Source organism: Marivita geojedonensis (genome assembly GCF_002115805.1).
Taxonomy (GTDB): Bacteria; Pseudomonadota; Alphaproteobacteria; order Rhodobacterales; family Rhodobacteraceae; genus Marivita; species Marivita geojedonensis.
Genome location: NZ_JFKC01000001.1, coordinates 51,949 through 68,570, shown reverse-complemented (window position 1 = coordinate 68,570; position 16,622 = coordinate 51,949). Strand labels below are relative to the sequence as shown.

The 16,622-nt window shown below is 61.9% G+C and carries 15 protein-coding genes; 4 read left to right on the top strand and 11 right to left on the bottom strand.

Going from position 1 to position 16,622, the window contains the following annotated elements; genetic code table 11:
* Positions 1-168: 168 nt before the first annotated feature.
* The 3 genes from MGEO_RS00345 to MGEO_RS00335 form a co-directional block, all read right to left on the bottom strand.
* Positions 169-879, bottom strand: coding sequence for a GNAT family N-acetyltransferase (locus MGEO_RS00345; protein WP_332908296.1), 711 nt, complete (start codon positions 877-879; stop codon positions 169-171).
* On the bottom strand, positions 876-2,264 hold the full coding sequence (locus tag MGEO_RS00340) for an aminotransferase family protein (RefSeq protein WP_085634712.1): 1,389 nt from the start codon (positions 2,262-2,264) through the stop codon (positions 876-878). The genes MGEO_RS00345 and MGEO_RS00340 overlap by 4 nt, the downstream gene beginning before the upstream one ends.
* Before the next feature lie 158 nt (positions 2,265-2,422).
* Positions 2,423-3,340: a zinc-ribbon domain-containing protein gene (locus MGEO_RS00335; protein ID WP_233139517.1), complete on the bottom strand. Its 918-nt coding sequence runs from the start codon at positions 3,338-3,340 to the stop codon at positions 2,423-2,425.
* A 126-nt stretch (positions 3,341-3,466) separates the two neighbouring features.
* Here MGEO_RS00335 and MGEO_RS00330 point away from each other — a divergent pair, with 126 nt between their 5' ends.
* From MGEO_RS00330 to MGEO_RS00315, 4 genes are read left to right on the top strand one after another with little or no spacing between them, the layout of a single operon-like run.
* Entirely contained in the window at positions 3,467-4,144 is a 678-nt protein-coding gene (locus tag MGEO_RS00330; RefSeq protein ID WP_085634711.1) for a cell division ATP-binding protein FtsE, read from the top strand.
* Positions 4,144-5,046, top strand: a complete 903-nt coding sequence (locus tag MGEO_RS00325) for a cell division protein FtsX (RefSeq protein ID WP_085634710.1) — start codon at positions 4,144-4,146, stop codon at positions 5,044-5,046. The genes MGEO_RS00330 and MGEO_RS00325 overlap by 1 nt, the downstream gene beginning before the upstream one ends.
* Positions 5,046-5,780 (top strand): lysophospholipid acyltransferase family protein, encoded by a 735-nt coding sequence (locus MGEO_RS00320; protein ID WP_085634709.1) that lies wholly within the window; start codon positions 5,046-5,048, stop codon positions 5,778-5,780. The genes MGEO_RS00325 and MGEO_RS00320 overlap by 1 nt, the downstream gene beginning before the upstream one ends.
* The gene (locus MGEO_RS00315; RefSeq protein ID WP_085634708.1) at positions 5,767-6,372 is read left to right on the top strand and encodes an MSMEG_1061 family FMN-dependent PPOX-type flavoprotein; all 606 of its coding nucleotides are present in this window, start codon (positions 5,767-5,769) and stop codon (positions 6,370-6,372) included. The genes MGEO_RS00320 and MGEO_RS00315 overlap by 14 nt, the downstream gene beginning before the upstream one ends.
* On the opposite strand, the gene MGEO_RS00310 is transcribed toward MGEO_RS00315, so the two are convergent.
* The 8 genes from MGEO_RS00310 to sucC form a co-directional block, all read right to left on the bottom strand.
* Positions 6,373-6,744 (bottom strand): VOC family protein, encoded by a 372-nt coding sequence (locus MGEO_RS00310; protein ID WP_085634707.1) that lies wholly within the window; start codon positions 6,742-6,744, stop codon positions 6,373-6,375.
* 407 nt (positions 6,745-7,151) lie between these two features.
* Positions 7,152-8,540, bottom strand: coding sequence for a dihydrolipoyl dehydrogenase (lpdA, locus tag MGEO_RS00305; RefSeq protein WP_085634706.1), 1,389 nt, complete (start codon positions 8,538-8,540; stop codon positions 7,152-7,154).
* Between the two features lie 92 nt (positions 8,541-8,632).
* Positions 8,633-9,022, bottom strand: a complete 390-nt coding sequence (locus tag MGEO_RS00300) for an MAPEG family protein (RefSeq protein WP_085634705.1) — start codon at positions 9,020-9,022, stop codon at positions 8,633-8,635.
* A gap of 71 nt (positions 9,023-9,093) precedes the next feature.
* Positions 9,094-10,605, bottom strand: a complete 1,512-nt coding sequence (gene odhB / locus MGEO_RS00295) for a 2-oxoglutarate dehydrogenase complex dihydrolipoyllysine-residue succinyltransferase (protein ID WP_085634704.1) — start codon at positions 10,603-10,605, stop codon at positions 9,094-9,096.
* Between the two features lie 3 nt (positions 10,606-10,608).
* Complete coding sequence (locus MGEO_RS00290; protein WP_085634703.1) at positions 10,609-13,575, bottom strand: 2-oxoglutarate dehydrogenase E1 component; 2,967 nt, start codon at positions 13,573-13,575, stop codon at positions 10,609-10,611.
* 162 nt (positions 13,576-13,737) lie between these two features.
* The gene (sucD, locus tag MGEO_RS00285) at positions 13,738-14,622 is read right to left on the bottom strand and encodes a succinate--CoA ligase subunit alpha (protein WP_085634702.1); all 885 of its coding nucleotides are present in this window, start codon (positions 14,620-14,622) and stop codon (positions 13,738-13,740) included.
* A 43-nt stretch (positions 14,623-14,665) separates the two neighbouring features.
* Positions 14,666-15,190: a hypothetical protein gene (locus tag MGEO_RS00280; RefSeq protein ID WP_085634701.1), complete on the bottom strand. Its 525-nt coding sequence runs from the start codon at positions 15,188-15,190 to the stop codon at positions 14,666-14,668.
* Positions 15,190-16,383: an ADP-forming succinate--CoA ligase subunit beta gene (gene sucC, locus MGEO_RS00275; protein ID WP_085634700.1), complete on the bottom strand. Its 1,194-nt coding sequence runs from the start codon at positions 16,381-16,383 to the stop codon at positions 15,190-15,192. Before sucC ends, MGEO_RS00280 begins: the two co-directional genes overlap by 1 nt.
* Positions 16,384-16,622: the final 239 nt, after the last annotated feature.

The window sequence follows — 16,622 nt, the reverse complement described above, 5'->3', positions numbered from 1 at the left end:
GGTCGGGTCATAGATTGCGGTAGCGCTAACATGGCTCCGTATACTTAATGTAATTCAATTTTCCACTGATAGCTAATTTTTTTACGCGCGTAAAATTATGGGGCAAGCGATGCAAATTTGCGTAGTCAGACAGGATTTTTGAATTGTCTCAGGCTATTGCACCCATTTTCACGGTGCTTGCAACGGGCGAATCTGCACTCCGACCGTGTCAAAATTGTCTTCCGAGAGCCAGCTTTCAAAGCGCGACCTCAGCTTTGGCCACTCTTTGTCGAGAATCGAAAACCATGCGGTGTCGCGATTGCGGCCCTTGTAATGGGTCGCCTGCCGGAACGTACCTTCATAGGTAAACCCCAGCCGTTCCGCCGCCCTGCGAGACGGTGCGTTCAGCGCATCGCATTTCCATTCGTAACGGCGATAGCCCAGCTCATCGAAGGCGTGCTGCATCATCAGAAACTGAAATTCAGTCGCGGCACGGGTCTTTTGCAGGGCGGGGGACAGGTTGATGAATCCCACCTCGATGCTGGCGCTTGTCGGATTTATCCGCAGGTAACTGGCGTGACCCACCGCGCGGCCATCGACAACAATTGCGTGCATGAGTGGATCATCCTGCGCAATCGCGGCATCCACCCATGCCCGAAATTCAGCCGGATCGTGGTAAGGGCCATTGGGCAGGTAGGTCCAGATGCGATCTTCTTCATCCGCGCGGAAGGCGGTGTAAAGATCGTCTGCGTGATCCGGTGACAGCGGCACCACGGAACAATATCGCCCCACCATATCGGTACGCGGCGGCACCGGGCGGGGCGATGTGTCGGCAAGAGGTAAGCCGATGGGTTGGCCCAGCGCATTCATGCGCTGGCCCGTGATCAAAGGATCAGTCACCCAAATTCGCGTCCAAGTGCCTCGTCAACCGATGCGATGATCTGGTTGATGTCGTCCTTGGTGGCGATCAGCGCCGGGCTGAAACACAGCGTGTTGTTCATGCCAGGCAGAGAGCGGTTGGTCGCACCGATGATGACGCCCTGGCCCATGCAGTCCGCAACCACCTTCTGCACCCGCTTTTCCGCCATCGGCGCGCGGGTTTCGCGGTCTTCGACCAGTTCGGCACCAAGGAACAGGCCCTTGCCCCGGACGTTGCCGATGACGGCGTGCTTGTCGGCCAGTGCATGCAACTGGTCGAGCATGTATTCACCCATAGCCGTGGTGTTATCCAGCAGGCCTTCGTCCTCGATGATCCGCATGTTCTCCAGCGCCGCTGCCGGACCTGCGGTGCAGCCGCCAAAGGTGGAAATATCGCGGAAGTAGTTCAGCGGATCGTCGGCATTGTCCTTGAACATCGAGAACACGTCCTCGGTCGTCACAAGGCAGGCAATCGCGGCATAGCCCGAGGCAACACCCTTGGCCATCGTCACCATGTCCGGCTGCACGCCATACTGCTGGTAGCCGAACCATTTCCCGGTGCGACCCACGCCACAGACCACTTCGTCGATGTGCAGCAGAATATCGTACTTGCGGCAGATCTCCTGAACGCGGTCCCAGTAACCCTGCGGCGGGGTGATGACGCCGCCACCAGCCGTGACCGGCTCGAGGCACAGAGCGCCAACGGTGTCCGGGCCTTCGCGCAGGATCACCTGTTCGATCTGGTCCGCGGCCCATTCGCCGTAATTCTCGGTCGGGGCGCCCTGATCGGCGGCGCGGTATTCAAGGCAATGCGGCACGCGCACGAAACCGGGCGTGAACGGCCCGTACTGCGCGTTGCGCTCGTCCTGACCGCCTGCCGACAGACAGCCGATGGTGGTGCCGTGGTAATCGCGGTCACGGTAGAGGATCTTGTGTTTCTGGCCGCCGTAGCGCTTGTGCGCGATCTGGCGGACCATCTTGAACGCCTTCTCGTTCGCCTCGGAGCCGGAGTTCGTATAGTAGACGCGGGTCATGCCCGGCATCTTGGAGATCAGCTTTTCCGAGAAAAGCGCACCGGGGATCGATCCTGCGGAACCCGCAAAATAGTTCAGCTTCAGCAACTGATCATAGACCGCCTTGGCGATGCTTTCGCGGCCATAGCCCACGTTCACCGTCCAGACACCGCCGGACACGGCATCAAGATGCTCTTTGCCCTTCTGGTCCCAGACCCGCATACCTTTGCCTTCGACGATGATCCGGGGATCGTTCGTCTCGAAGGGCTTGTGCTGGATCAGGTGGTGCCACACATGGGCGCGATCGGCTTCGACCACGTGGCTGAGATCGTTTTGGGACAATGTACCGTCCATGGTCGTCACCTCCGTTTGAGAATCACAATAGGCCGGATGCGGCACGCGCTCTGGCAAAAGCATCTTGATCAGAACGCGCGGCGCACGTTAGGGCCAGACGCCCATCACGAATAGGTCCACATGGCCACGAGCACGATCTGAACTGGCGCTGATCTGCGTCAGGTGCCGTCCGGCGCGGCAGCATCGCCCGCAGCACCGTTGATCATGCCAAGGATCGACGAGACCTGAGCGTCCAGCCACATGCGCAACTGGTTGATCAGCGTCACATATGTGTCAAGCGGCGCTTTCAGTTGTGGCACGGTTTCTGCCAGCTGCGGCGCAAAAACATAAAGGGCAGCGGCAATGGCAAAAAGCAGAAGCGTGAGGATGAAACCACGACCAAACCCGCCGGGTGCATCGTCTTCATCCTCAAGATCGGCCTGAACCGAGCGGACTTCACGTCGCTCGCTCGAAGCGCGGAGCGTCTGGTTGATCTCTTCCACGTCCGGCAGCATGTCGCCGCGCGATTTTGGCCGGTCTGCTACGGCAGACGCCGCCGCCGCCGCAGCGGCGGCCTCGGGGTCTTCGCCCCGCAGCCGGCGCATCCGTTCCTGCGCCTGGCGTGCCCGTTTCGCGGCCTCGTCCTCGGGTTCCTGCAGGCCAAGTTCCTGCTGCTCCTCAAGAGAACCGGCTTCCGCCTCGCGGGCCTTCGCCTCAAGCTCGGCTTCTTCGCGCAGAATATCCGCGACGGACGGATCGAGCTCGCGTCGCTTCGGGGGCGATTGGGGCGGACTGCTTCCCGGTGCCGCGCCCTGGTTCACCGATGGGCCGTCTTCGATGTCGCTCTCGACCTCGGGATGCCAGACAGCGTCTTTTGGAGCCGCAGCTTCTGCTTCCTCGGCTTCCGGGCTTTTCCGGCTGTCATGCATCTGAAACCAGGTGTTCCCGCAATTGGAACACTGAACGTCCCGTCCCTCGTCGGGAATGACATCATCGGGGACTTCGTACTGCGCCCCGCAGCTTGGACATGTCAGCCGCATATGCCTGTTGCCCCCGTTCGGATGGCCGTGTTTTTCCGGCCAACCTTCGTTGCTCATCGTTTGTTCTGCACAATAGGCGCGCCTTTCCGCTTGTAAAACCCTATTGTGTGGCCTCCGCCGCATTGAAACCGGCACGATGCTCAGGCACAACAACGCCGAACCAGGGGCAGGGGCAAGACCGCCGTGATCGAGTTGGAAAATGTAGCCTACAGTTATGGCGGTGGTGAATTGCTGACAGACATGAGCCTGAGCGTGCCTCCGGGCTCGTTCCATTTCCTCACCGGGCCATCCGGGTCGGGCAAGACCACGTTCCTCAAACTCTGCTACGGCGCGTTGCAGGCAACGGCCGGGCATGTCCGGCTGTTCGACCGCGATGTACGCGGTCTGGGCCGGGATGACGTCGCCCTTCTGCGGCGAAAGATCGGAGTGGTGCATCAGGACTGCCAGTTTCTCGATCACCTGCCGGTGACGGAGAACGTGGCTCTGCCGCTGACCGTGTCCGGACAGGATGCCGACGGTGCCGACGCGAACCTCAAGGAACTGCTGGCCTGGGTCGGCTTGACCTCACGCGCGGATGCGCTCCCGCCCGAGCTGTCCGGCGGTGAACGCCAGCGCGCGGCGCTGGCCCGCGCGGTGATCATGTCGCCGGATGTGATCCTTGCCGACGAACCCACCGGCAATATCGACTGGGAGATGTCCCAGCGCCTGCTGACCCTGCTCGTCGAATTGAACCGCATGGGAAAGACGATCCTTGTCGCGACCCATGATCTCGGTCTGATCCGCGCGGCCAAGGCGCAGGTACAGACCCGGGTGCTGCGGATCTCGAACCGCCGCCTGCAGATGGCCGGAGCGGATCTGTGATGTTCGATCTGCGCAGCACGGCCCGGATGCTGAAATTCGATGAAAAGGCGGACCGGGTTGTTCCGCCCACCGGGTTTACCGCGCGACTGACTCTGTTCAGCGCTTTCGCCATGTCCTTTCTCGCGGTGTTTGCCCTTGCGCTTTCGCTGGCCGCGGGTCGCGTGGCCGACCGCTGGGGCGAGGAGCTGGCGCAATCCTCGACCCTGCGCATCTCGGCCCCGGCCGGAGAGGTTGCGACCCAGACCGAAGCGGCGCTGCGCGTGTTGCGCACCACGCCCGGTATCATCGATGCCCGTGCGCTGAGCACCGAAGAACAGCGCGCTTTGCTCGCCCCGTGGTTCGGGTCCGACCTGCCGATCGAAGACCTGCCGCTGCCCCAGTTGATCGACATCATCGAAACCGACGAAGGCTATGACGCTGCAGGCCTGCGCCTGCGCCTTGCCGCCGAAGCCCCCGCCGCCGTTCTGGACGATCATGCCCGCTGGCGGAGGCCGCTGATCGACGCGGCCGGACGGCTGCGGCTCTTGGGATGGGCGTCGATCCTGCTCATCGCCACCGCGACCGGCGCAATGGTGACGCTTGCGGCCAACGCCGCACTTGCGGCCAACGCGCAGGTGATCGCCGTGCTGCGCCTCGTCGGCGCAAAGGACACCTATATCGCCAGCGCGTTTGTCCGTCGTTTCGCTCTGCGTGCGCTGACGGGAGCCGCCTTCGGGACGCTCACCGGTATCGTCGCGCTGTTCCTGATTCCTGCCGGATCGGACACGACGGGCTTTCTCACCGATCTCAGTATCCAGGGGTGGGGCTGGGTCTGGGTCATCCTGATCCCGCCGCTTTCCGGGCTGGTGGCATTCTTCGCAACCCGTTTCGCTGCGGGACGCGTTTTGGAGGATTTGGCCTGATGGCATATGCAATCCAGTGGCTCCGTTCCCTCGTCTACATCATCATGGTCTATGTCTCGATTGCGGTGGTGGGCATCGTGCTGTTCCCGTGGGCGCTGGTATCGCGGCGCGGGGCTCGTGTCGCCTGCATGAGCGTCTGCCGCTTTGTGCGCTGGGCGGCACCGTGGATGATCGGGTTGAAAACCGAGATCCGTGGAACACCACCCGACTACGAATGTATCGTGGCGTCGAAACACCAGAGCTTCCTTGACGTGTTCATGGTGTTCTCGGCGGTCCCCGCCGGGAAGTTCATCATGAAGCGCATCCTGATGTATTCGCCCATCGTCGGCCAGTACGGTCTGCGCATCGGCTGTATCCCCGTAGATCGGGGCAAGCGCTCTGTGGCGATCAAGCAGATGGTCGACGGAGTGAAAAAAGGCACGGCAACGCCCGGACAGCTGATCATCTACCCGCAGGGCACCCGTATCGCTCCGGGCGTGAAGGCGCCCTACAAGGTCGGCACGGCAGTGCTCTATGAACAACTGAACCAGCCCTGTGTCCCGGTGGCGGCGAATGTGGGCCTGTTCTGGCCCAAGCGCGGCATCTACCGCAAACAGGGGACAGCCGTCGTCGAATTCCTCGAACCGATCCCGCCAGGCCTGCCGCGCGATCAGTTCCTCTCACTTCTGGAAGAGCGGATCGAAACCGCATCCAACCGCCTGAACGAAGAAGCCGGGTTCCATGCGCCGCATTGAGACCGCTGCCGAGTTGGAAGCGCTCTATGACGCGCCCGTGCCGGCATCGCTCAGCAAAGTCGCCGATCATCTGACGCCCAGCTATCGCCGCTGGGTCGAGGCCGCGCGGTTCTGCGTGATCTCGACCGTCGGCACGCGCGGCGCACATGGCACACCGCGCGGGGATGTGGACCCGGTGGTGCGGGTGGCCGATCCCCGCACGATCCTGCTCCCCGACTGGCGCGGGAACAACCGGCTCGACGCTTTGCGCGATCTCATCGAAGACCCGCGCATCGCCTTCCTGTTCATGATCCCCGGCACCAAGACTACGGTGCGGGTGAACGGCAAAGCGTGGATCACCGACGACCCCGACCTGCGCGCCAGTTTCGAAAAGAAGAACATGCAGCCTTCAACCGTGATCGTCACCGAGGTGAGCGAGGTTTACACCCAATGCGCCAAGGCGCTGATGCGCTCGGGGCTTTGGGACGGCGCGCCTGTGCCCGATGGTCTGCCGACAGTGGGCGAGATCCTGGCCGACATGACCGATGGCGCGATGGGCGGCGCAGACTATGACGCCACCTACGAGGAAAAGGCCATCCCGCGGCTCTGGTGATCAGTGGTGCTGGTCGATCAGCACCGGATTGCCGTCCGGATCGGTCAGCACGATATGCGCAGGCCCGGTGCCGTAAGGGTCGGTTTCCACTTCGAGGGTCATCCCCTTTGATTTCAGCTCCGCCTGAATGGCGCGCACGTCCATGAAGTCTTGGAGTGGCTGCGCCGACTGGTCCCAACCGGGATTGAAGGTCAGGGTGTTCTTTTCGAACATACCCTGAAAGAGACCAAGCACGGTGTCCCCGCTCTTGAGCATCAGCCACCCGGCCTCGGCATCGCCGCCAAGGGTTTCAAACCCGATCGCTTCGTAAAACGTCCTTGAAGCGGTGAGGTCTTTGACTGCGAGGCTGAGCGAAAACGCGCCGAGATGCATGGCCTGTCCTTTCGTTTTACCGATGGGGTCAAGTGTAGCACGAAACCGGACCGTACGGTCGCTTTCCAAAACCTTAACGCTCGTTGCGCAACCTGCCCCCACGTTGCGCAACGAGCGGAGAGGGTCACTCCCACACCGCGATCTGAACGATGGTTTTCCGAATTGGGGGTGACGCCCCGACCTTGAGAAACCGGTTTCACGAAGGCCCGGAGACGGGCACAGGTCCGGGGAGCGATCCCCGATATTTCGGAAGACCGTCAGCCCACCGGGGCGGCGCCGCTTCTTTCAGAGATTAGAAAAGGCTCTGCGAAGTGCCTTGAATACGCGGTTTCGAAACCGCGTGGCCAAGCGCGTTTGAACGCGCTTGGGGGGCGCCTTTTCAAAAAGGCGTCCCCCGATCCATGCGTTTACATGTGAATGGCACCATCACCGCAGGCCAGGGCCGCTTCGCGCACCGCTTCGGAATAGGTCGGGTGGGCGTGGCAGGTGAGCGCCAGATCCTCTGCCGAGGCACCGAACTCCATCGCCACACAGATCTCATGAATGAGATCGCCCGCCATCGGCCCGATGATATGAGCGCCCAGAATGCGGTCGGTGTCCTTGTCGGCGAGGATCTTTACAAACCCGTCAGCCGCAAAGTTCGCCTTTGCGCGGCCATTGCCCATGAAGCTGAATTTGCCGACCTTGTAGTTCCGGCCCGCTTCCTTGAGCTGTTCTTCGGTCTGGCCGACATTCGCCACTTCGGGGTGGGTGTAGATCACGCCGGGAATGACGCCGTAATTCACATGCCCGGCCTTGCCGGCGATCACTTCGGCGCAGGCCATGCCTTCGTCCTCGGCCTTGTGCGCCAGCATCGGTCCGTCGATGCAATCGCCGATGGCGTAGATGCCTTTGACATTGGTCTGCCAGTGGCCGTCGGTCTTGATCTGACCGCGCTGCGACATCTCGATCCCCAGCGCATCGAGGCCCAGCCCGTCGGTATAGGGGCGACGACCGGTGGCGACGAGCACGACATCCGCGTCCATGTCGTGTTCGCTGTCATCCTTGCGCAGCTTGTAGGTGACCTTGGCTTTGGACTTGCTGGCGTCGACCTTTTGCACCGCCGCGCCGAGGGTGAATTTCAGGCCCTGCTTCTGCAGCAGTTTCTGGAAGGTCTTCTGCACCTCGCCGTCCATGCCGGGGGTGATGGTGTCGAGAAATTCGATCACTTGCACCTCGGTGCCCAGGCGGCTGTAGACCGAGCCCAGTTCCAGACCGATCACACCGGCGCCGATGACGATCATCTTTTTCGGGATCTTCGGCAGCTCCAGCGCGCCTGTCGAGGTCACGACGACCTTTTCGTCGATCTCGATTCCGGGCAGGGAGGATGCTTCGGATCCGGAAGCGATGATGATGTTCTTGGCGTCATGCACGTCGTCGCCGACCTTGACCTTGCCCGCCGCCGGGATGGAGCCCCAACCCTTGAGCCAGTCGATCTTGTTCTTCTTGAACAGGAACTCGATGCCCTTGGTGTTCTGGCCGATCACGTCGTCCTTGTAGGACAGCATCTGTTTCCAGTCGACGGACGGGGCTTTGCCTTTGAGGCCCATCTTTGCGAAGTTGTGCTCGGCCTCGTGCAGCTGGTGGCTTGCGTGCAGCAGCGCTTTCGACGGGATGCAGCCCACGTTCAGGCAGGTTCCGCCCAAAGTCTCGCGGCCTTCGACGCAGGCGGTTTTCAGGCCCAGCTGCGCGCAGCGGATCGCGGCCACATAGCCGCCGGGGCCGGAGCCGATGACGATGACGTCGTATTGTGCCATTTTGCGATGTCCTTTGTATTGGATGGGGTCAGGGGGGCGCTGCCCCCGTCGCCGTTCCGGCGACTCCCCCGGAGTTTATGGGCAAGATGAAGCTACATGAGCGCAGCCAGAAGCAGGTAGAGGGTGGCGAAGAACCCAACCGCCCAGATCAGCGAGCGCCAGGGCACCCAGCCAAAGACATAGGCCGGAATGTAGAGGATGCGCGCCAGCAGGTAGAGCCCGCTGGCCAGAGCCGTCATGGCGTCGTTCTTGCCCGAGTAGGTGATGACCATCACGCCGATTCCGAAAAGGATCAGCCCTTCGAAATGGTTGTTCATCGCCCGTTGGATGCGACCGGCCTTGCCGGTCAGCGAGATGCCCTCGTCCCGCGGTTTCAGTGCCGTCCTCGTGCCGACCTGCTTTTGTCCGGCGACGGAATAGAGCGTCAGCTGGAGCATCTGAAGAAGCGCGGCAAGGGTGAGGGCGGTGAGTTCCGGGGTCATGAGAGCATCCCGTGATGCGTGAGAACACGCACCCTACAGGGGCGTAGGGTGCGTGCCTGACTGCAACGCGATTACAGATCCATCAGCAGGCGGCGCGGATCCTCGAGCGCTTCTTTGACGCGGACGAGGAAGGTCACGGCGCCTTTGCCGTCGACGATGCGGTGGTCGTAGCTGAGGGCCAGATACATCATCGGGCGGATCTTGATTTCACCGTTCACGACCATCGGGCGGTCCTGGATCTTGTGCATGCCAAGGATACCCGATTGCGGCGGGTTGAGGATCGGCGAGGACATGAGCGAACCGTAGACACCACCGTTGGAGATGGTGAAGGTCCCGCCCTGCATTTCGGCCATCGACAGTTTGCCGTCACGGGCGCGGCGGCCTTTTTCGGCAATCGCCTTTTCGATCTCTGCAAAGCTCATCTGGTCGGCATCGCGGATGACCGGAACCACCAGACCCTGCGGGGTGCCCGCAGCGACGCCCATATGGACGAAGTTCTTGTAGACGATATCGGTGCCGTCGATCTCGGCGTTGACTTCGGGCACTTCCTTGAGCGCGTGGCAGCAGGCCTTGGTGAAGAAGGACATGAAGCCGAGGCGCACGCCGTGTTTCTTCTCGAACTGGTCCTTGTACTGGTTCCGCAGCGCCATGACTTCGGTCATGTCCACTTCGTTATAGGTGGTCAGGATCGCGGCGGTGTTCTGTGCGTCCTTGAGGCGGCGGGCGATGGTCTGGCGCAGGCGGGTCATCTTGACCCGCTCTTCACGCGCGGCATCGTCTGCACTGACCGGCGCGCGCGGTGCGGCGACGGGCGCAGAGGTCTGTGCCGGGGCGCTTGCGGCGGCAGCGACAGCCTTGGCCACGTCTTCTTTCATCACGCGACCGTCACGGCCCGAACCCTTGACCTGATCGGCGCTGAGACCGGCTTCGGCCATTGCCTTCTTGGCAGAGGGGGCGTTTTCCACATCCGCACCGCTGCTGGAAGGCTGGGCTGCCGGAGTCGAGGCGGCTTGTGCCTGAGCGGAGGCGGCGGCACCGGCGCTGCCGCCGATCACACCGAGCTTGCCACCGGCTTCGACGGTTGTACCTTCGGCGGCGAGGATTTCGGACAGGACACCTGCGGTGGGCGCGGGCACTTCGACAGAGACCTTGTCGGTTTCCAGCTCGCAGAGCATTTCGTCCTGCGCGACGGTGTCACCGACTTTCTTGAACCATGTCGAGACCGTGGCTTCGGTCACGGACTCACCAAGTGTCGGAACCATCACATCGACCGACGGCCCGCTGTCGCCAGATGCGGCGGCGGCAGCCGGAGCTTCGGCCTTGGCCGGGCTGGCTGCGGCTGCTCCACCTTCGGAGATATTGGCAAGCAGGGCATCGACGCCAACCGTTTCACCTTCGGCCGCGACGATTTCGGCGAGGGTGCCGGCAGCGGGGGACGGCACTTCGACCGTCACCTTGTCGGTTTCCAGTTCACACAGCATCTCGTCCACGGCAACGCTGTCGCCCGGCTTCTTGAACCATGTGGCGACCGTGGCCTCGGTCACGGATTCGCCCAGCGTGGGCACACGCACTTCGGTTGTCATGTCTTATTTCCCTTCGATCGTCAGCGCGTCGTTCACGAGCGCGGCTTGCTGTGCTTTGTGTTGGCTGGCCAGACCCGTTGCCGGGGAGGCCGATGTGGCGCGGCCCACATAGCGCGGACGCGGATGTTTGGCGTTGATGCGGCTCAGAACCCATTCGAGGTTCGGTTCCATGAAGGTCCAGGCCCCCTGGTTCTTGGGCTCTTCCTGACACCAGATCATCTCGGCCTGCGGGAAGCGCTCCAGCTCCTTCACGGCAGAGATGGCGGGGAACGGGTAGAACTGTTCGAACCGCAGGATGTAGATGTCGTCGATTCCGCGAGCATCCCGTTCTTCCAGCAGATCGTAGTAGACCTTGCCGGAACACATCACGACGCGCTTGATCTTGTCGTCGCTGACCAGAGTGGTGTCAGAGTTGCCGTATTGCGCATCGTCCCACAGAACGCGGTGGAAGCTCGAGCCGGTGGTGAACTCGTCGGCTTTGGAAATCGCCAGCTTGTGACGCAGAAGCGATTTCGGCGTCATCAGGATCAGCGGCTTGCGGAACGAGCGGTGCAGCTGACGGCGCAGGATGTGGAAGTAGTTGGCCGGGGTCGAGCAGTTGGCCACGATCCAGTTGTCCTGACCGCACATCTGCAGGAAGCGCTCAAGCCGTGCGGAGGAGTGCTCCGGGCCCTGACCCTCGAAGCCGTGCGGCAGCAGGCAGACGAGGCCCGACATGCGCAGCCACTTCGATTCACCCGAGCTGATGAACTGGTCGAACATGATCTGCGCACCGTTGGCGAAGTCGCCGAACTGCGCTTCCCAGAGCGTCAGCGCATTGGGTTCGGCCAGAGAGTAGCCGTATTCAAAGCCCAGAACCGCGTATTCCGACAGGGCGGAGTCGATCACTTCGTAGCGCGACTGGCCTTCCCGGATATGGTTGAGCGGGTAGTAACGCTCTTCGGTTTCCTGGTTCACGATGCCCGAGTGACGCTGGCTGAACGTGCCGCGTGCCGAGTCCTGACCGGCAAGACGCACCGGGTAGCCCTCGGTAAGCAGCGAGCCGAAGGCCAGTGCCTCGGCGGTGGCCCAGTCAAAGCCTTCGCCCTTGTCGAACATCTCTTTGCGGGACTCGAGCAGGCGCGCCACGGTCTTGTGAACCGGGAAGCCGTCGGGCAGGCGGGTGAGCGCTTCACCGACCTGGGCCATGGTGTCCGGTTGGATCGCGGTCTGGCCGCGCTGGTAATCGTCCTTGTCCTGACGGTCGAGATGGCTCCAGCGCCCGTCGAGCCAGTCGGCCTTGTTGGGCTTGTAGGTTTTGCCGGTCTCGAATTCCTCGTTCAGGTGCGACTGGAACGCGGCCTTCATGTCCTCGATTTCGCCCTCGGGGATCAGACCGTCCTTGACCAAACGCTCGGTGTAGATCGAGAGCGTGGTCTTCTGCTGCTTGATCTTCTTGTACATCAACGGGTTGGTGAACATCGGTTCATCCCCCTCGTTGTGACCGAAGCGGCGGTAGCAGAACATGTCGATGACAACGTCCTTGCCGAATTTCTGGCGGAACTCGGTAGCCACCTTGGCGGCGTGAACCACCGCTTCGGGGTCGTCGCCGTTGACGTGGAAGATCGGCGCTTCGACCACCAGAGCGTTGTCGGTCGGGTAGGGCGAGGAGCGCGAGAAGTGCGGCGCGGTGGTGAAGCCGATCTGGTTGTTCACCACGATATGGATGGTGCCGCCGGTCTTGTGCCCGCGCAGGCCCGAAAGCGCGAAACATTCGGCCACAACGCCCTGACCGGCAAAGGCCGCGTCGCCGTGCAGCAGCACGGGCATGACCGCGCGGCGCTCTGCATCGTTAAGCTGGTCCTGCTTGGCACGGACCTTGCCCAGAACCACCGGGTTCACCGCCTCGAGGTGCGAGGGGTTGGCGGTCAGAGAAAGGTGGACGGAATTGCCGTCGAACTCGCGGTCGGAGGACGCGCCGAGGTGGTATTTCACATCGCCTGAACCATCCACATCTTCCGGTTTGAAGCTGCCGCCCTGGAATTCGTTGAAGATGGCGCGATAGGGTTTGCCCATCACGTTTGCCAGAACCGACAGGCGGCCGCGGTGCGGCATGCCGATGACGATCTCCTTGACGCCAAGGTTGCCGCCGCGCTTGATGATCTGCTCCATCGCAGGAATGAGGCTTTCGCCGCCATCAAGGCCAAAACGCTTGGTGCCCATGTATTTCACATGGAGGAATTTCTCGAAGCCTTCGGCCTCGACCATCTTGTTGAGGATCGCTTTTCGGCCTTCGCGTGTGAAGGCGATTTCCTTGCCGTAGCCTTCGATCCGTTCCTTCAGCCATGCGGACTGTTCCGGATCGGAGATGTGCATGTACTGCAGCGCGAAGGTGCCGCAATAGGTGCGCTTCACGATGTCGAGGATTTCGCGCATGGACGCGATCTGCAGGCCCAGCACGTTGTCGATGAAGATCGGGCGATCCATGTCGGCTTCGGTGAAGCCGTAGGATTTCGGATCAAGCTCCGGGTGCGGGGTCTGCTCGCGCATGCCCAGCGGATCGAGATCGGCGGCCAGGTGGCCCCGGATCCGGTAGGCGCGGATGATCATCAGGGCGCGGATCGAGTCGAGCACGGCGCGCTGGATCGCGTCGTCGGTGACCTGAACGCCTTTTTCCTGTGCCTTGGCTTTGATCTTGTCGCCTGCCCCTTTGATCTCGGCCGGAGCCACGGGCCACTGGCCGTCAAGCGCCGCCGTCAGGTCGTCGTTCGGCACGGGTGGCCAGTCGGTGCGCGCCCAACTTGGCCCTGTGGCCTCTTTCTTGACGCTGACCTCGTCGTCACCCAGCTGCCGGAAAAACGCCTGCCACGCCTCGTCGACCGCGTTCGGGTCGTTGGCGTAGCGCGCGTACATCTGTTCCAGATACGCGGCGTTGTGCCCCTGCATAAAGCTGGACGCGTGGAAAAGATCGTTAGGGCTTTGATCTGTCATGTGTCGTGGTCCTCCCGAACCGGTCTGATCAAGCAGCAGGAAAGCGGATCGCAGGATCCGCTATCGCGCGGCTTTGGTGGTGTGCGCAAGCCGGGCAGTTGCCCGGCCTGTGCGTTTTCTGTTTTGTGCAGGTCGGGTTTCACTCCCGGCCTGCGGGGCGCGTTACCCCTTGATCGCAGCCAGCACCGCTTCGCCAAGGCTTGCAGGGCTTTCAGCAACAACGATGCCTGCGGACTTCATCGCTTCGATCTTGTCCTCGGCGCCGCCCTTGCCACCGGCGACAATGGCGCCAGCGTGGCCCATGCGGCGGCCCGGAGGGGCGGTGCGGCCTGCGATGAAGCCTGCGGTCGGCTTCCAGCGGCCTTTCTTTTTCTCGGAGGCGAGGAATTCCGCAGCTTCCTCTTCGGCGCTGCCACCGATTTCCCCGATCATGATGATGCTTTCGGTTTCGTCATCGGCAAGGAACCACTCCAGCACGTCGATATGCTCGGTGCCTTTGATCGGGTCGCCGCCGATGCCGACGCAGGTGGACTGGCCAAGACCGACATCGGTGGTCTGCTTGACCGCCTCGTAGGTCAGTGTACCCGAGCGGGACACGACGCCGACGCTGCCGCGCTTGTGGATGTGGCCCGGCATGATGCCGATCTTGCAGGCGTCAGGTGTGATGACACCGGGGCAGTTCGGCCCGATCAGACGCGACTTGCTGTCCATCAGCGCGCGCTTGACCTTCATCATGTCGAGCACCGGGATGCCTTCGGTGATGCAGACGATCACTTCCATTTCGGCGTCGATCGCCTCGAGAATCGAGTCGGCTGCGAAGGGGGGCGGCACGTAGATCACCGAGGCATTCGCGCCGGTTTCGTGCTTGGCCTCGTGAACCGAGTTGAAGACCGGGAGGTCAAGGTGGGTCTGACCGCCTTTGCCGGGGGTGACGCCGCCGACCATCTTGGTGCCGTAGGCAATGGCCTGTTCGGTGTGGAATGTGCCCTGCGAGCCGGTGAGGCCCTGGCAAATGACTTTGGTGTTTTCGTCGATAAGTACGGCCACGGTGGCTCTCCTACTTGTGTCGTTCGATCCGCGCGGAGCGGAGTTATTCGTAAATCTGGCTGTACCCGACCGAGAGGGAGACCCCTCTGTCACGGATCCAGCTGTGTGAGACGGCGAAGTGGCGTTCCTTGGGGACGCGGAAGACCCACTGGTGTGCGGCCTCGTGCGGCGATGGTTTGTCCATCTCGTCCGAGAGCGCACGGGGGTAGGTCGCGTCGATCCGGGCCTGCATGATGTCGCGCAGGTCGGTGAAGAACGCCTCGGTTCCGGGGTCGGGCGGGATGTTGAGCTGGCAGGCCATCGAGTCTATCCGGCGCGAGAACACCACATGTGCGCCACCGGGATTGCCGAACATGGCGGCCTCGTCCGAGGCCATCACCTGCGGCAACCCTGCGGCGGATGCGAGTTCCTGTGCCGACGCGAAGAGCGCATCGAAGTCCAGCGATGTGGTGACACATGCCTCTCCGATCAAAGCGCCCGCATCCGCCGGATCGTCAAACGGTCCGGCGAAGGCCCAGCCCGGGACGGCCGCAAGTGCGATTGCGGTTATCCAGCCAGCCCGTTTCATCAGCCCTTGACCGCCTTCACGATCTTCTGTGCGCCATCCTTGAGGTCGTCGGCGGCAATCACGTCGAGGCCGGAGGTGTTGATGATCTCCTTGCCCTTTTCGACATTGGTGCCTTCGAGACGCACAACCAGCGGCACCTTAAGGCCAACTTCTTTGACCGCGGCGACCACGCCTTCGGCGATGACGTCGCAGCGCATGATGCCGCCGAAGATGTTGACGAGGATGCCTTTGACGTTCGGGTCGGAGGTGATGATCTTGAATGCCTCGGTGACCTTTTCCTTGGTCGCACCGCCGCCCACGTCGAGGAAGTTGGCAGGCTCTGCACCGTAGAGCTTGATGATGTCCATCGTCGCCATGGCAAGGCCCGCGCCGTTCACCATGCAGCCGATTTCACCGTCCAGCGCGATGTAGTTGAGGTCGTATTTGGAGGCCTCGAGCTCTTTCGGGTCCTCTTCGGTCTCATCGCGCAGTTCTGCGATTTCCGGGTGGCGGTAGATGGCGTTGCCGTCGAAGCCCATCTTGGCGTCGAGGCACTTGAGATCGCCTTCATCGGTGATGATCAGCGGGTTGATCTCGAGCATCTCCATGTCCTTGTCGACAAAGAGCTGGTAGAGCGTGCCCATCAGCTGAACGCACTGTTTTACCTGCTTGCCTTCAAGGCCGAGGTTGAAGGCGATGCGGCGACCGTGGAAGGCTTGATAGCCGGTGGCCGGATCGACGGAGAAGCTGAGGATTTTCTCGGGTGTGCTTTCGGCAACCTCTTCGATGTCCATGCCGCCTTCGGTCGAGGCAACAAAAGACACGCGCGAGGTCTGACGGTCGACGAGCAGCGCGAGATACATCTCGGTCTGGATGCCAGATCCGTCTTCAATGTAGATACGGTTGACCTGCTTGCCCGCTTCGCCGGTCTGCTTTGTGACCAGCGTACGACCGAGCATCTTCTTGGCTTCATCGGCAGCTTCTTCGACCGACTTGGCAAGGCGAACGCCACCGGCTTCACCGGCGCTTTCTTCCTTGAAGGTGCCCTTGCCGCGGCCACCGGCGTGGATCTGTGCCTTGACCACCCAGAGCGGCCCGTCCATTTCGCCCGCCTTGGTCTTCGCCTCTTCGGCTTTCAGAACCACGCGGCCATCCGACACCGGAGCGCCGTAGCTGCGTAGCAGGGCTTTCGCCTGATACTCGTGAATGTTCATCGGTCAACTGTCCCGTTTGTTGCTGCGATTTGCGGCGATATAAGAGGGTGATTTCGGAACACTTAACGGTTTTTTTGCCGCACCGGCCTTCTGACGCGAAAAAAGCGACATTTGTGATCACAGTGAAAAATCGTGTGATCACATTTGGGCCGAGAAGGGGCGATGCAGGTGCGGCATGCGGAGTGATCACACCCGAATCTCTTGGTTTCATCGTCGGTTGCGCGCGGGTTCAGCCAAGG

Coding starts and splice junctions, on each gene's coding strand:
- MGEO_RS00340 (WP_085634712.1), bottom strand. CDS start 2,264: ATGGACGGTACATTGTCCCAAAACGATCTCAGCCACGTGGTCGAAGCC.
- MGEO_RS00335 (WP_233139517.1), bottom strand. CDS start 3,340: ATGAGCAACGAAGGTTGGCCGGAAAAACACGGCCATCCGAACGGGGGC.
- MGEO_RS00325 (WP_085634710.1), top strand. CDS start 4,144: ATGTTCGATCTGCGCAGCACGGCCCGGATGCTGAAATTCGATGAAAAG.
- MGEO_RS00320 (WP_085634709.1), top strand. CDS start 5,046: ATGGCATATGCAATCCAGTGGCTCCGTTCCCTCGTCTACATCATCATG.
- MGEO_RS00315 (WP_085634708.1), top strand. CDS start 5,767: ATGCGCCGCATTGAGACCGCTGCCGAGTTGGAAGCGCTCTATGACGCG.
- MGEO_RS00310 (WP_085634707.1), bottom strand. CDS start 6,744: ATGCATCTCGGCGCGTTTTCGCTCAGCCTCGCAGTCAAAGACCTCACC.
- lpdA (WP_085634706.1), bottom strand. CDS start 8,540: ATGGCACAATACGACGTCATCGTCATCGGCTCCGGCCCCGGCGGCTAT.
- MGEO_RS00300 (WP_085634705.1), bottom strand. CDS start 9,022: ATGACCCCGGAACTCACCGCCCTCACCCTTGCCGCGCTTCTTCAGATG.
- odhB (WP_085634704.1), bottom strand. CDS start 10,605: ATGACAACCGAAGTGCGTGTGCCCACGCTGGGCGAATCCGTGACCGAG.
- MGEO_RS00290 (WP_085634703.1), bottom strand. CDS start 13,575: ATGACAGATCAAAGCCCTAACGATCTTTTCCACGCGTCCAGCTTTATG.
- MGEO_RS00280 (WP_085634701.1), bottom strand. CDS start 15,190: ATGAAACGGGCTGGCTGGATAACCGCAATCGCACTTGCGGCCGTCCCG.
- sucC (WP_085634700.1), bottom strand. CDS start 16,383: ATGAACATTCACGAGTATCAGGCGAAAGCCCTGCTACGCAGCTACGGC.